The sequence below is a fragment of the Humiphilus diazotrophicus genome, from assembly GCF_059726315.1.
The window spans coordinates 4,849,087-4,865,048 of record NZ_AP040870.1; the positions used below are offsets into that span (position 1 = coordinate 4,849,087).

The following is a 15,962-nucleotide window of genomic DNA, read 5'->3' on the forward strand; positions in this document are numbered from 1 at the left end:
AAGGACAAACGTATATGCACGGTTCTGGTATTCCAATTTGGTTTTTCATCGGCGTGCTGCTGCTCATCTACGGCGTGATGATCTTTGGCTACGGCATTTATGAGTTCATCAGCGGCAATCTGGCAAATGTTCAATTGGCGGGCCTCCACACTCCGGTGTGGTGGGGTGGACTAATGACGGTGTTGGGAGTGTTCTATTCCGTCAAATTCCGTCCCAACGCAAAGAAATAGTTAACCAACCGCTTTTCATAAGGCGCTGACTTTAGGTTAGCGCCTCCGAAAAGCGGTCCTGCAGGTTTCATTGAAATCGCTTACTCCGCTGCAATTGCGAATCGCGGCGGAGTTCCTGCCACTCAAGAGCCAGGGATGCGAGAGCAGTCCGGTTTTTGCTTGGCGTTCGAATATCGTGTGAAGGCAACAAACGAAGGAGTAAGAGGAGTTATGGCAGAACAACGCAAACTGACTTATGGCGTGGTTGTAGGTAACCGCGGCTTTTTCCCGGACCATCTTGCAAAGTCCGGACGTGAAGAGATCATTTCTGTTTTGAAGGCTGCTGGGGCAAATGTTATTGTCCTGGGCCCCGAAGATTCGAAGTATGGGGCAGTCGAGACCTATGCTGAGGCACAGCGCTGCGCAGAGCTCTTCAAGAAGCACAGCGATGAGATCGATGGCATCATCGTCACCCTTCCGAACTTCGGTGACGAGCGTGGTATTGCCGATGCGATCCGCCTGTCGGGATTGCGGGTTCCTGTCCTTATCCAGGCAACACCGGATAAGGCAGATAACGAGAGCATGACAATTGCATTCCGTCGTGACAGCTTCTGCGGAAAGATGTCTGCCTGCAATAACCTCATGCAGTACGAGATTCCTTACTCGCTGACCACCCAGCACACCGAGAGCCTTACTTCTGATGTCTTCAAGAAGGATCTGGAATGGTTTGGTCAGGTTTGCCGCGTTGTTCGCGGATTGAAGAATGTTCGCATCGGTGCAATCGGTGCCCGTCCTGCAGCCTTCAATACTGTCCGCTATAGCGAGCGCATTCTGGAAGGAAGCGGAATTTCTGTCGAGCCGATCGATCTTTCCGAGATCATGGGCCGCATCAATCGCATGGGCGATAACGACGATACCGCCCAGGCAAAGCTGGCCGAGATCAAGAAGTATGTCTCAACCAGTGGAATTCCTGAAGCCGCGTTGTTGAAGATGGCCAAGTTGGGATCGGTCATCGATGGCTGGATGAAACAGACCAACGTTTCCGTTACCGCCATTCAGTGCTGGACTTCTCTTGAAGAGTTCTTTGGCGTTGTTCCTTGCACCATCATGAGCATGATGAGCAACAACGTGATTCCGAGCGCCTGTGAAGTCGATATCCCGGGTGTGTTGAGCATGCACATGTTGGCCCTGGCCTCCGGAACACCGAGTGCGCTGCTCGACTGGAACAACAACTACGGCAGTGATCCGAACAAGTGCGTCTGCTTCCACTGCTCGAACCTGCCGAAGCACTTCTTCAAGGGTGGCGAGACAAAGATGGATTACCAAGCCATCATTGCCGGAACCGTGGGCAAGGACAACACCTTTGGAACTTGCGTTGGACGCGTCAAGAGCGGAGCCATGAGCTATGCTCGTTTCTCGACCGATGACCGTTATGGCATTATCCGTGGCTACCTCGGCCATGGCAGCTTTACCGATGATCCTCTCGAGACCTTTGGTGGTGCAGGTGTAGTCGAGATCCCCGAACTGCAGAAGCTGTTGAAGTTCATCTGCCGCGAGGGCTTTGAGCATCACGTGGCGACCAGCTTCTCCGAAGTTGCTCCCGCTTTGCATGAAGCTGCGGAGCGCTATCTGGGATGGGAGAGCCACTATCATCCAGCTCTGGACGAGTAGTCGGCATCCAAATGCTGATAGGGGTGTTGATGCGATGGCATCAACACCCCTTTTCTTTGTTGTGGGATCATGAAGGTCACCGCGCGCAGCAGAAGAACCTGCTAGCTTGGAGAAGAGGAGATTGGCAGAGGATGTCGAAGTTAATCAACAAAGATCTGAAAATCGACGGAAAAACATTGGTATCCGAGCGCGATTGGAATGTGGAGCTCGAAGGGAAATATGCCAAGCTAGGCGAGCTGTTGAAGCAAAAGGGACTCAGCGCTGTTCTGGTGCGGAGAAGCGAGAACATTGCATGGTTGACCGGTGGCGCTGTTGAAATGCGCGTGGGAATCCCTTCCGAGACACAGGTTGGATCTCTTTTATTTACCGCAGAGGGAAAGCGCTATTACCTGACCTCCAAAAACGAAGGGCCGCGGCTTCACGAAGAAGAGTTTTCCGCTCTCGATTACGAACCGGTTCTTTATCCCTGGTACGACAATCAAATGCTTTCCGAAGCAAAACGCCTGGGCGGCGATGCGCTAGGGTCCGATACCTCTGAAGCTGGAACGACACATGTTGATTTCTTTCCTCTACGCGAGAGTCTCACTCAGACGGAAATTACTCGTTACCGCTGGCTAGCTGAGGAGACTGCGATGTCGACGGCAGCCGTGCTTGAGATGTTGACGCCCGGCATCACAGAGTTCGATATGGAGTCACGACTCGCCGGAATGCTGTTTGCCAAAGGCATTCTGCCTACAGTTCTACTCATGGGCGTTGATGATCGTATCTACAAGTTCAAGCATGCCGTCGCTCGTGGTGCAGTTTTGCAAAAATATGGAATGCTGAATCTCTGTTCCAGACGTTGGGGGCTAGTGGTTTCGGTGACCCGTTTTGTACATTTCGGTGCTCCCTCTCAGGAGCTGCAAGATCGCTTTGCGGCAGCTGCAGCAGCTAATGCGGCATTGTTGGATGCCACTCGCGAAGGTGCCACCTCTGCACATCTGTTCTCTGTCGTGAAGGAGTCCTATTCGAAGTCTGGATTCGCAGGAGAAGAGGAATTCCATCATCAAGGTGGGCCGACCGGTTATGCGGGCAGAGAGTGGGTTGCAACGCCAAAGGGACAGCAGAAGGTTGTGAACAATCAGGCCTTTGCCTGGAATCCGAGTGTTAAGGGCGGGAAGGTCGAAGATACTGTCATTCTCCGGAATGGAAAGATCGAGGTCATTACTGCCACGCCATCGTTGCCGGTGGTCTCAACTACGGTAAACGGGACTGCATATCAGTCTGCCGGATTGTTGGTGAAGTAATCTTTGAAGGATTTCGGTTTAAGCTCAGCCCTTCTGGGTTTGGCAAAAGTATGGCTGCGTCGTTATAACGCAGCCATACTTTGGAAGAATTGGCCGCTACACGGAAAATTCTTTAGATCCAGGAGAGGAAGTGCAGGGCAGACTTAAGCCACGGAGATCTATCTTGCCTTTGCGCCTTTGTTTCAAAGGAAGTTTTCTCCACCTCGAACTCCGCATTCTCCTTAGTGCTTTCTGACAGGTGTTCTATCGTGCGGCGTAATATGCTCCGAGAATACTCGGGATGAACCCATTCATCGTAGAGCGAATTCGCCAAAGTATTTATTTCCTTCGTGATAACTAGAATCTTTGCTTTCGGCCATTTCCGCCGTATATAGATACACGCGTCGTGAAGTTCTTCGCAAGAGAGCGTCTGATGAAGGACAGCGATTTCAAACGAATCTTCGTGCTGCTCCCGATAAAGCTCTTTGAGCGAGTTTGCAAGTGTTACGCAGTACTGCTGATGCTGCAAAAGAACGTCGAGCATGAGAATCCTATTGCTTGGTGCGGGCATGCCAACCGAAAGTATGTGAAGTGTTTCTCTCATTTTGTTCTTTACCATTAGATTGCGAATTGATATTTGCGTGTCGATTCCTGCTTGTTTTAGTCAACATGGCAGACAAAGAGCGCGTTGTTGTGCCAGGGGCACGCGAGTCCTTTGGATTGCTTGGAACTCACCAGCACCCAATCGATACCGAACTCCGATCGCAGACGCCTGAAGTCTTCTGCCTTGAAGTTTGTCCATCCGGCTTCTGCGGACACCTGTTTCTTCCACGCATTTCCCAACTCAGGGGCTTTCGTTACAACAGAAGTGTCTTTGATGTTGTCTGCAAGCATGCTGCGTTCGGCGAGTGCGCGAAAGCTGTGATAGTCCTCCCCCGGTGCCGCCATGTAGTTCGGATCGAGGGCGAAATAGGCATCTTGCGGCGTATGTGTCCTGATCCAGGCAAAGGCTTGGAGCCAGGGATTCGCTGAGTTCTGTCCCGGTAGTTCCAGGTGTTCTGTTGCGGGGAATAATTGCCTCTGTGCGTAGAGCATTCCTCCGTTTGTTAAAAGGAGGAATACAGTCCAACGCCACAAACGTGCTTTAAGAAAATACCTTCCTAGATAGGCGCCTCCAATCAATGTCAGAAACATGTAAACCAAATGCAGATAGCGCATCGGCTCCAGAGTGCTGAAGCATGCGGGAGTCCATGGACTCAGGATGACCATGGAGAAAATCTGAAAGAAGATTCCGTAGCCGAGCACTGCCTTGGCAAAGGGAAGCATGTTGGTATCACCTTGCTTGCGGGCAACATGAAGGATTATCCAGAACAGGACAAGTGGTCCGATAGCGCCGAGCCACTCATACCAGGTCCATTGATACAGGTGATAGAGATGTCTCGTCTGCATTGCCTCCAGCCAGGATGGTGATGGTGCGCTGAAGATCCAGCCAAATGGAATTACCGCAAAGGCTGGAGTAACGACGCGAGGAACCAGATTCTCGCGCAATGCTCCAAGGCTTACCTTCAGAGGGGCAAAGGAGGTCAAGGTCAATATGCAGCAGAAAGAGATGCCGAGTGCGCCCATCAGAGGATGAAGAATAAAAGCAATCGCTACCAGTGGGATTGCCTGAAGGACTTTGCCCGACATAATCCGGGATACTCCAAAAAGGAGGAGAGCCGTTGCGAGGCTTCGAGGATGCAGGTATTGGTCGACCAGGAAGAGCGCTGTTCCCGCAATGGGGAGAGTCAACATTGCACTTAGGGTGGCAATTCCTGCCCATCGTGCTGAAGCTTCCTGAAAGAGTTGACTGAGAATTGTCCAGCTTGCCAGAAGGATGGAGAAGATGGAAATGAATTGCCAAAGCAGTTCCGATCGTGCTGTAGAGATATTGGTTCTCTGCACGAAATCGGCCATCCATGTATCGAAGACAGAGGTCTTCATCTGCAGCTTAAAGAATTCCGAATCGTGGTGAAAGAGTGTTGGATTTAGCTCCGATTTGACTGCAGATAAATAAATGGCATCGTCCTCCGCTCCCGGGTGGTATCCCATGACGAGAAAACCAACTGCAGTAAAGAGGAAAAGAAGAAAGAAAACTAAAATATTGCTGTTTTTCCAATTCCAGGGACGATCATAAAGTTGAAACGTTTCGGTGGCACAGGAAGAAGTGTCATCCATTAATCGAGGTTGCAATACAAACTCCTGCAATTCTTGCTTGAGCACTTTGCCGTCTACCGCGGCTCTTGGTGCACATCGTCTTTTCGTTTTCGAAGAATCCTTAGCCGAACTGTGCGGCTAAGGCATTTCTGGCCCATCATTCGAACCGGACAAAGTTGACGCTGGAAAGCGATGCATCGTTCATACTCGATTTGTCCGGTCACCAATAAAGAGTGAGGAGCAGGGCAAATCTACCTTGCGATCGGAAAAAATCTTCCTGTCAGCGCGAGGAGCTGTTCTCAGGGCGCTGAAAATGCGGGGCACTAAAATAAAAGTTAGGACGGAGGGTAGATTCCGGCTAAAAGCTACTCTTTATTCGTAGATGGAAAGACTCGGCACAAAAGGGAACCGATCTGGCGGGACACTGGATCTTGAAGAGCTTCTGGAGAGCTATTACGGGCAGCTCTTGACGTGGGGCGAGCTGTTGACGCGTGGCGATAAGACTATGGCTCAAGACATCGTCCACGACCTTTGTCTCTACTTTGCTTTAGCCAAGCCCGATCTGAGTCAGGTCGCCAATCTGGACGGGTATCTTTACACGAGTCTCCGCAATATTTATCTCTCCACACTGACGCGTGTTTCTCGAGAGGCCCTTCAGGTTGTGAGTGTCGCAGAGTTCGATTCGATTCATTTTGCGCTTAATTCCAATTCTTCCGATAGCCTGCTCCAGCGGCAGAACGATCTGCGTCGCATCTGCCAATATTCTGTTTGGCGAAAGGAATCATCGAAAGCTGCAAGCTATTTCATCCTTCATTTCTTTCGAGGGTATGCCCGGCGTGAGATTGCAGAGATTGCCTGTCTTCCGGTAGCTGCGATTTATAACAAGCTCAAGACTGCTCGTAATGAAGTGAAGGCGTATCTTGAGGACTCCGGCAAGTTGCGAGTGATGAGCGCCAACACTCCGCCGGAAGCTGAATTACTGCTAAGCCCGATTTCGTCGGTGCAGCTATTCGAAGAGTTTCGTGAGACGATATCACGTGCCAGAAATACAGAGTGCCTTTCTGGAGAGTCGTTATTAGCTCTTTATCAGACGGCTGATCTGAAGCCTATTCCTTGCTCGTTGTTGTCTCATATTGTTAGTTGTGAACGTTGCCTGGAGCTTATCGGGCAACACTTTCAATGGCCAGATTCAGGGGACGGCATGTCTCCTGATGACTTTAACTCTTCTACAAACAAAACGAGCATGTACGAAACCAGCTACAAGGCTCTAATGCGCTCTGTACGGAAGCAGTGTGATCGGGTTTACGAACATCGCCCGAGGACTCTGTCGATTGCGGTAAATGGAAAAATCACCGCCTTCCACGATATTCAAGGCGAATACAGCACACTCTCTTCACGGATAGAGCATCCCGAAAGTACCAGTTTTGTTGAGGTCTTTACGGAGCAACAAGTTCGTTTGGCATTATTGTCCGTTGCGGAGCTTCCCCCTGCCGGTTCTCATGTCCAACGACAAAGAATTCAACTGAGCGACGAACGTTGGCTTGAGCTTACGCTCAGCTTCGATGGCTTGGGCTTAAATAGCGAAGTCTCCTATTTCGATCCGGCATTAGCTGTTGTTCTCCTGGAGGAGACTGAAGAGGAAGATCTTCCCGTCTTTGCACCACAAACAGCGGATGCTGAGCCTGTTACGTTACTGGATAGTCGATCAACGAGAGATTCTCTTTTTTCAAGAGCAGCAGGATATCTTCGCTCGTTCATGTCGCCCGTAGTTCTTGCCTGGGCTACTGCCATTATTTGTGTGGTCGTACTGGGAAGCTATCTGGCCTACCGTTACCGGCAGCCCTCACTGGATGCCAATCAACTACTGGGGCAGTCCATAAAAGCCGAGTTGTCGGATCTTCAGGGACAAACCGAGCATCAGGTTATCCATGTTCAAGTAGCTTCCGAAAAGGGACAGGTTCTTCAACAGGGGACGCTCGATCTGTGGAAGGATGGTAGCGGTGCCCGGTATTTGCGGCAGCTCTACGATGACCGGAATCATTTGGTAGCGGCGGAATGGCAGGCAGAGGGTGGCCAGCACGGCTCTTATTCCGCTGATAAAGCGCAAGATACATTGCTGGCAAATGATCTCTGGAAGCAGGATGTTTCGTCACGTTCCTTTAGCCAGTTCTCAGCTCGTGCCACCCAGGTTCGGGTAACGCAGGAAGGCTATGAGTTGATGGTGGCTGGTCCTACGGAAGGACGTCCGCAATTGGTTTCTGCGACGCTGGTATTGAATCGCGATCTTCGTCCGATTCGGGAATTGATGCGGATACGTCAAGGTGCCGATATCCAGGAAGTTCGCTTCGTCCAGACCAGCTATCAACGCAAGCCCTCCACTTCGGTTCCCAGCTCGACTTTCATCCCTGAAGGTCAGAGCCATACGTCTGTGGACGAAAGGGTGCATCACTCTCTTCTGGATGGTGTGTATCTTGACCAGGAGGAGAACACGCGGAATACGCAGTTGGCGCGGTTGCATGTAGCGGTTCTCTATCAGCTGAATCAACTCGGTGCGGATAAGGGCGATCCAATTGAGATTGTCAGAACGGGAGAGGGGCGCATCCGCATTTCGGGCAGTATTTCGGATGAGAGCCGAAGGCAGCAGATCCGTTCTCGCCTTGAGGCTTTAGCCGATCATCAGCTTCTGGATATAAAGATAATCTCGTCGCACGCGGCAGGAATGCAAAATGTGCGGTCGTTCCGTGAATTGTCAGGGGCTACGAAAGTCTACGATGTAGCATCTGCAAGGCCGCCTGCCGATCCGATCTTGCGCAGATATTTTGTTGCGAAGGGACTCTCCGGCTCTCGTCTCGATGCTGCTATGGTGAAGTATTCCAACCAGATGCTGGAGACCGCTCAGCATGCGTTGCAGAGTGCGTATGCTTTGCACCGTTTGGGTACTGCTCTTTCACCCTCAGAGTTCAGCTCGATTGATCTGGTTTCGCAACAACAATGGGCTGCAATGGTTGAAAAGCATTCTTCAGATTTGCAAAATCAGCTGCACCTTCTCAATAGTCAACTCGCGCTGATTTCCCCTCAGGAAGGACAGGCAGCTGAAGCTAGATCTGGCATTGCTTCAATCTCAAATCCGGTACAGTTTGCACAGACATCGAGCCTTCTCTTGAGGCAGATGCAGGAAGTGAATCGCAATATTGGCAAGACATTTACTTCGAGTCCATCGGCAGGAGAAGAACAAACTGCGGAATCGCTGTTAGCTTCCACCATGAAGATGATTCCAGAGCGAGAAACGCAAGAGATCAGTTATTTTGCCGAGCAAATGGCTGCTTCGGAGAAAACCCGAATTGCTCATCGGCAGTAACGCCGTTCAGCGGTTGTTCTGACGACAAATTGTTATTTGAAGCATTTCCCTCACAGGGATAGGCCAAGGATATGAATTGCAGATGTATGGTTCTGCCTATCTCTTGAGGGAAATGTTTCCGTTACAATTGACAGCTCATTACTTTGCTAAATGACGATCTTTATACTCTGCCTTCACGTTTCTGTGCTATTACCAAACCGCGAGGAGTGGGCAGTAGCACGACGGAGAGCAAACCTTCTTGTTCCAATTGCAAAGCAGCATTGCGTACGATCTGAAAAGACGAACTTGCGTCATGAATTAGCACCAGTCCTCCCGGACGGACCTGGGGAAGGAATTTTCTAATCTCCGCTTCGCAGATTTTGAGATCGCTATCGCAATACAGAATGTCTATGGTTCCGTTCACCTCGAGATTGAGGCTGGAATCGCAATAAGCATCGATCCACTTTGGCAGGCCGTGTTCTTCGATTTGCTTCGTAGCCTTTGCAAAAACTGTTGGATCGCGTTCTACGGTTATGAGCTTTCCATAGCCATTCGCTCTAAGCCCTTCGGCCATTTTGATGGAGCTTCGTCCGAGGAAGGTTCCCGTTTCCAAAATCAAGTGGGGTTTTACCGAGACTATGAGAGCTTTTAGAAGTTCCAAAACTTCCAGCTCAGCGCTTTGAGCATCGAACATCTTCCATTCGTTTGGGAAAGGACATTCCTGTGTTGGTTTTGTCCATTCTTGTTGAACGAACTCCCCTTGAGTTGCGAGTTGTCGCAGAATACGATGCTTTTCCTGTGCCTGCAGGAAGGTTGGCAACAGTAAACCCAATAGTGTTGCACCTGCGACCATGGGAGCGAGTTTGAGCGGTGGAGCTGACGTAGTGTGGGTGGAAACGACGAAATAGAAACCGGCAAGCAGGCACCATTCTGCAAATACAACTCCAGCCGGACGCTGTAACTGTATCTGCCGCTTGCCCTCTTTCCACAGGAAGACGAGAACAAAGATGCAATAGCTGACGCGGAGGAAGACTGTGCTTTGTCCAATCAGCAGTGTAGCGAATGCAATTGTGCAGGCAACGGAGATGACGTCGAGGGCGGTGAGAAATCTCCAGCCCTCAGTGCGAGTAAGACAAAGCCGACGGCGACGTGTATCCAGTTCGAATGCAAGGGTAACCGTCGCAAACATTAAAATGACAACTGCAAAGAATGAATTCATAGGCTAACTTTTCCAACGAGCTGCTATGGAATGAATGAGAGAAAGATGCTGGACTAAACGAAATACCAGTATCAGGACCGTTGGCCGGTGCAGGAAAGTTGGGCCCGTGATCGGCGAGACCTTGACCTGTGTTTATTTCTCTCGTTCATTCTCGGTGTCGAAAGTAGGGGCAGTCTGATTTCTGCTCAGCTGTCGCATACAAACCATTTCCTATGCCTGATTGGTTACGGCATTTCCTTTGTCTGATGGCCGGACTCGGGTTCGAGCCAGTGAGGATGGATACATCCACTTTCGAATAATCTACGGCGATATCTGAAGATCGACTGCATTGGTAGGAGTAGGCCGACGGTTGAAATCAGAAGCATGAGTACATCGAGATAAAGAAGCGTAGGAATCTCCTCTCATTTCCTGTAAAGACCCGTTCACTGATAAAGAGAAAGAAATGGACGGAATCTACCCTGGAGGGCGTATTTTTTTGTGGAGTATCCTTCGGCCCTTGAAGGCGCAGCACTGCTGATAGCGGAAAGCCGCTAAAGAGTTTTGCGCTTTGGGAAAGGCTCTAGCTCTCTTGTGCGATTGGTTCGAGGCACAATCTTGCAGTCAGGATGACTAAAGCTGTCCAGAGCAAGTCGGCCCCGAGCAGGTGGACAATCTGCATCCACGTTGGAGCGAGCAGGACAACATCGGCAACGCCCAGACCATATTGCAGCAGGAGCAGACCTCCCACGAGCCATGCCAATCGTCCATTTTGAAAATATCCACGATAGGTGATGGCACGATAGAGGAGCCAGATGAGAAAGGCTCCGGCGATGATTGCAAGAGCGGGATGCAGCCAACGCAGCCGCAGCAGCCATGCCGCGGTAGACGAGAAGTCCTGCGCAAGGGCCGATCGGAGCGAAGTGGCCGGGAAGAGGGTGTCCCCTAAGGCCGCAATGGAGCCCGAGACTCCGACGAACAGTGTGGCGGTTAGTCCAAGGGCTGATACTCCCAGATATGCGGAGGAGATATTTTGGCGGAAGTATCCGGATTTTCTGCCCAGGAAATGAGCCGTGAGGGCCAGTGCTGCAATCAGCAGCAGTGTATTTGTCAGATGAAGCGCGAGATAAACTCCGCGAGACGCCGATTCATCTTTGGCCACTTTGCCCAAAATCACGAGTAAAGCACCCAAAAGAGCTTCATTCAGCGTCAGGATTACAGAAGCAATGGCCGCAACCCGGGCCAGGTGCTTCTTTGGAGTTGCGATCCATGCCCATGCTGCTAATGCCACTACCAGAATCAGGCTGATGCCGCTTGTAAGGCGGTGCGTGAGCTCAATTATGGTCTCCATTTGCGGGGAGTGTTGTACTACCGTCCCATTACAGAGTGGCCAATGCTCACCACAACCCGCTCCCGATCCTGTTGCCCTGACCAGGCCGCCCCAAAGGATAACGGCAATGAAATAGCCCAATACTATCCAGGCAAACTGAATGAGGGCTGGGGATGCGCTTTTCGTGGGAGTCGGGGCAAGATGGGTGGGGTTCATGGGGGTCTGAGCTCCGTGCTCAAACTATTTTAGCTGGATCGTGAGAATAACTTATTTTTTTGCAATTTTGAGGGATTAAGAGGAGTTGTCAGTCCGGCTTCTTGCTTTCCTGGAAAGACGGATCGAGCAGAATTGCTGCTCGACCCGGTAAGAGGTTAGAAATTTATGCGTAGTGAAACCTGCTGGATGCGTGGAGAGTTGGCCTGCCAAGTAAGAGCCCCAAAGTTGGAACCCTGCGCCGAGCCTAGAATCTTGCCATTGGCGTCGAACGAAGGCGAGCCATTGGGTGCTCCATACTGCACGTGGTTGAAGAGGTTATAGCTTTCCCACCGGAATTTGAATTCCATCCCTTCACGTAGCGTAATGGGAAATCTTTTATCGATGGCCAAGTCCATGTTGTTGCCGCCCGGAGCGTTGGTGCTGGGCAGTACGCGAGGTGCTGAACCGTCTGTATAGTCTGCCGGCTTAGTGAGAGCGCTGGGGTTCTTGAAGTAGTTGCCCCGCATGACTCCGTTGACCATCACTCCCTGATTTCCGGAATTCTTCTTGAGCGTTCCGGTCAGATTGGGACGGCTACCGTAACCAGGCAGTGTGGGCTGGCCACCACCACCAAGGAGGATGGGTTGGCCACTATCCCAGCGATAACCGCCGCTGGCTTGCCAGTTGCTCAGCAGGATGTTGAGGGGACCGCTGCTGGAGCTAAATCTCTGGCCTTTGCCGAAGGGCAGTTGATAGACGAAGGTGATTTGTGCGATCTGGCCCATGTTGAAGGCAGAGTGAGCATACTCCGCTTTCAGATCATTGGGATCCTGTACCCCGTTCGGGTTGGATGGGTTAATCCACTCATTGGAGCCTTGACTGGAAGCGTTGTCCAGGCTTCGCTGCGCGGTGTAATTGCCCAGAAATTGGAGCCCCTTGAGCATAGGCCGTGAAACAGATAGAGCAATGGCACGGTAGTTGGAGCGGCCAATGGGTGGGTCCACATTCTGGATACCGGAATTTCCCCACACTCCGTAAGCGAACTGAGGGAATGGCAAGAAGCCGTTCCATGCATACCAGGAGCCACCGCCTGAAGTTTTCGGACCAAGGGGATTGTTCCACTCCCCTTGCTCGGGAACGGTGGCATTGCCGATAGCTTCGGAAAGTGCGGCGGGAACGGGGACCGGTGTGTTGATTTGCGTTGGGTTCGCACGCAGGTTCGCTGCTTCCGAGGCGGGAATGTGATCCAAGTAGTTCACGAATCCACCCATATATAGGTGCTGCGCATGTTTACCGATATAGTTCACGTCAAGCAAGGTATGACCAGCGAATTCGTGCTCGACGCCGATGCTCCAGCTGAATTCGCGGGGCAGCGTGTTGAGGTTATTAATAGGAACGCCCAGGAGACTCTGGCCGAGCTGGGTACCGTTTCCGAACGACTTGCCGTAAGGCATGCGATAGGGCGCATTCTGGCCAATGATTGACTGATAGTTGGGGGTGATATTGTCGTCGCTGGAGTAGGATGTCCAGGTGCTCTGCGTAGCGTAGCCTTGGAAGCCGGCAGCTCCACTGCCTGTACCCGCTGCGCCCGACTTACCTGGATCGTAATAGATACCGACGCCGCCGCGGATAGCTGTAGAGGGCTGAAGCGCGTAGGCAAAGCCTAGGCGTGGACCCACAGCATTTTTGTATACGTTGAAGGGATAGCGGGAGTTGTGGCCGCCGGCGTACTCCAGTGCGCCCATCAGATGGGCGCAGGCCGGACACTCGCTGGCGCTGACTCCGGAAACCTGCTCGGCGATCGGTGATGGCTTGGTGGGATCGAAATAGCTCATGCGATCATGTCGCTCGGTGCGCGGCATATCCAGATCGTAACGAAAGCCCAGATTTACCGTCAGTTTGGAGTTAACCTTCCAGTTGTCCTGGACATAGACGGCATACTGCAGGTTCTGTGTGGCCGGGGAGGCTGGAACCTGTTGCGCGTTCCAGCCAGTGGCAAAGCCGATCATGTAGCTTGCATAGGCATCGCCGCCGGAAGAACTGAGGTTATTGTCGCCCGAGGTGGCAACACTCTGGTACTCATAGCGGCCGTTCGGAATACCCCACTGGGTGAAGTTGATGCGATGGATTCGGATTTCTCCTCCGACCTTCAGATCATGCCTGCCTATCGAATGGGAGAGACTCGCCGAAGTGTGGCCCATATCCTGCCCGTACATCATGACGCTCCAACCCTGGGCGCCAAAGTTGGCTGTGCCGCTCTCGCCGGCGTATCCATTGACCACAATCGACGGAGTTTGTGCGACACCACCAGCGGGGTTTGTAGCCAAGGAAGCTGGCATGCCGATCTTCGTATCGTCGAAGGGATTACCCCGGGTATGACCCCAGCTGTGTGTTGCACCTGCGGTAACCGTCAGCAGTGTTTTGGGACTGAAAGTATGTACGTAGTTGAGTGATCCTTCGTAAACAACGCTCTGGACGGGCCCTTGGGTATGGGCGTCGAAAGCATTGCCAAAGAGGTTGCCTGCCTCGGAATGTCCCCAACCGGTTGACCAGCGGGTACTCAGGTTGTTATTGGAGTTGATCTGATAATCCACTTTGGCATCGTACTGATTCCAATTACTGATATTTTTGGCGTTGCCGATGTAGTTGCTATGGATAACGTTCTGGTTTTGTGCGTGCGGAATGTAATTCAGAATGGCTCGTGAAACGGGATTGATCAGATTTCCAACCCCGCCGCCCACCTGAACCTTGGCATTGGACGAGTTCTCATAGACACCCTGACTGCTATAGGTCGCCAGGTTGTTATAAGGGATAAATCGCGTGCTGATGTGTTGGTAAGATGCTCCGTGTGCAGCAGCATAGGGATCCCATATCTGTCCGTTGCTGGCTGAACATCTTCCAGTATTGTCAAAGGAGCCTCCAGCGTTGGAGCAGATTTGTCCGAAATCCCCAGCACGTTCGCGGTCCGTAGGCAAATCCAAGGTTAGAGTAGCCGGGGTGACTTGGCGGGTAGCTTCAAAGTCGAAGAAACCGAAAATTTTGTCCTTCTTGATAGGGAAGCTGGCGGTACCACCGAAGTCGTTCCAATGATAAGACGGGTTGGGCGTTCCCGATTTTTTGGCGAAGTAATTCTCGCTGTTCAGGACCGTGTTGCGCATGTACTCATAGAGACTGCCATGATAAGCATTTGATCCGGAGCGGGTGACCATGTTGATTACTGTCGCGCCTGTAAAGCCGAATTCGGCGCTGAAGTTGGTTTGCTGGATCTTGAACTCCTGCACTGCGTCCACGCTGGGTTGATAAAGGGGCTGTACCCAACCGGAGTTCTGTTCGTAGTTGGTGGTGGAGACACCGTCAATCACAATGTCAGCCTGAGCATTGCGAGACCCCTGAGAAACAAAGTTGTTCGTAGAAGCTCCAGGAGTGAAGGTGCCACCCGAAGCAGGCGAAACGCCGGGAGCAAGATATGCCAAGTCAAAGACCGCGCGACCAACCATAGGAAGATTGGCGATCAGATTCTGATCCACGACTTGGCCATTTGAACCATCCTCAGTTTGCACACCTTCTGCCAGCCCCGACTTCACCACTACGGTTAAGCTGGTTGCGCCGATCTTCAAAACCACATTCGCCGTGGCATTTTTATTGATGTTGATCGTAATATCCGGAATCGACGCATTTTCGAAGCCTGTTGCCGAAACCACCTCTGAATAAACGGCAGGCAAAAGAGAACTGAAGAGATAGCGGCCTGTTGCATCGGTAATTGTTGTACGTTGGATTCCTCTGGCTACATCTGTCAGCGTTACCGTGGCGTTGGCAACAACCGCTCCGCTGGAATCGGTGACGGACCCCGAAAGCGTACCAGCGTATAGCTGCGCCGCAGCCTTCTGAGGCGTAATACTCAACGCCGTAAGAAGAATAAAGGCGATAATAGCTGGTAAGGCTCTGCCTCTCCCCGCAAGCTGAGGTTCCAACTTGCTAAATCCATACTGCTTGAACTTCATAGGACCACCCTTTCAAAGCCCTTCTAGAGGCCATCCTGTTCTTTTCTGCGTGACAGGATGAACGTAGTTTTCATTGCTCTAAAAGTCCTGCGCCGACGGTGCACTCAGGTTTTCCTGTATGTGGCCCATCGGTTCTTCGAAAACCGAGTTGTGAGATTTAGCTTGGATCCCACCTTCGGTCCGGTTGCAGCTTCTAGATGCCCATCGCTAGCGGTCATCCTTTCCGAAACCAGAAGGATGATCCGTGTCTTCTGCAATCGTTCGCGTGTCTGATAAACGCTTGCCCAAAGACTGCATAAAATTACGCGTGGACTGGAATGGCGGGGGAGTTCAATACGGTATGACCGGAGAACATCGTCAATAACTTATGACTCTGTCATGGCTGCGTCGCTTGACTTGAGCGACAACGCATACAGCAGTCTTTGTTCTGAGAAAGTGACCAAGGCGAGGCTCAGATGCAGCTTCTTGTCACACGGGCTTGTGTCCGGAGTGGCGTATCTTCATATGGAACTTGCGACTTGCGTTCCTGCGTCGATGTAAGGCGAAGAACTGGCGAAGTTTTG

At 51.6% G+C, this 15,962-nt stretch carries 9 protein-coding genes; 4 read left to right on the top strand and 5 right to left on the bottom strand.

The genetic code is table 11. The features are described from left to right. Positions 1–14: 14 nt before the first annotated feature. The 3 genes from AC6I7T_RS20385 to AC6I7T_RS20395 all read left to right on the top strand — a co-directional run bounded on the left by AC6I7T_RS20385 (position 15) and on the right by AC6I7T_RS20395 (position 3,166). Entirely contained in the window at positions 15–230 is a 216-nt protein-coding gene (locus AC6I7T_RS20385) for a hypothetical protein (protein WP_497789395.1), read from the top strand. 210 nt (positions 231–440) lie between these two features. Beyond that, complete coding sequence (locus tag AC6I7T_RS20390; RefSeq protein ID WP_497789397.1) at positions 441–1,880, top strand: L-fucose/L-arabinose isomerase family protein; 1,440 nt, start codon at positions 441–443, stop codon at positions 1,878–1,880. Positions 1,881–2,011: 131 nt separating this feature from the next. After that, positions 2,012–3,166: a M24 family metallopeptidase gene (locus AC6I7T_RS20395; RefSeq protein ID WP_497789398.1), complete on the top strand. Its 1,155-nt coding sequence runs from the start codon at positions 2,012–2,014 to the stop codon at positions 3,164–3,166. Positions 3,167–3,278: 112 nt separating this feature from the next. Here the strand turns inward: AC6I7T_RS20395 and AC6I7T_RS20400 are convergent, their stop codons facing one another. Beyond that, entirely contained in the window at positions 3,279–3,749 is a 471-nt protein-coding gene (locus AC6I7T_RS20400) for a hypothetical protein (protein ID WP_497789399.1), read from the bottom strand. A gap of 56 nt (positions 3,750–3,805) precedes the next feature. Beyond that, entirely contained in the window at positions 3,806–5,377 is a 1,572-nt protein-coding gene (locus tag AC6I7T_RS20405) for a hypothetical protein (RefSeq protein WP_497789400.1), read from the bottom strand. 346 nt (positions 5,378–5,723) lie between these two features. On the opposite strand from AC6I7T_RS20405, the gene AC6I7T_RS20410 reads away from it, so the two are divergent. Further along, positions 5,724–8,699, top strand: coding sequence for an RNA polymerase sigma factor (locus tag AC6I7T_RS20410; protein WP_497789401.1), 2,976 nt, complete (start codon positions 5,724–5,726; stop codon positions 8,697–8,699). A 160-nt stretch (positions 8,700–8,859) separates the two neighbouring features. Here the strand turns inward: AC6I7T_RS20410 and AC6I7T_RS20415 are convergent, their stop codons facing one another. From AC6I7T_RS20415 to AC6I7T_RS20425, 3 genes are all read right to left on the bottom strand, one after another. Beyond that, complete coding sequence (locus AC6I7T_RS20415; protein ID WP_497789402.1) at positions 8,860–9,897, bottom strand: O-methyltransferase; 1,038 nt, start codon at positions 9,895–9,897, stop codon at positions 8,860–8,862. A 559-nt stretch (positions 9,898–10,456) separates the two neighbouring features. Then, complete coding sequence (locus AC6I7T_RS20420) at positions 10,457–11,419, bottom strand: COX15/CtaA family protein (RefSeq protein ID WP_497789404.1); 963 nt, start codon at positions 11,417–11,419, stop codon at positions 10,457–10,459. Positions 11,420–11,574: 155 nt separating this feature from the next. After that, positions 11,575–15,399, bottom strand: coding sequence for an outer membrane beta-barrel protein (locus AC6I7T_RS20425; protein ID WP_497789405.1), 3,825 nt, complete (start codon positions 15,397–15,399; stop codon positions 11,575–11,577). Positions 15,400–15,962 lie beyond the last annotated feature (563 nt).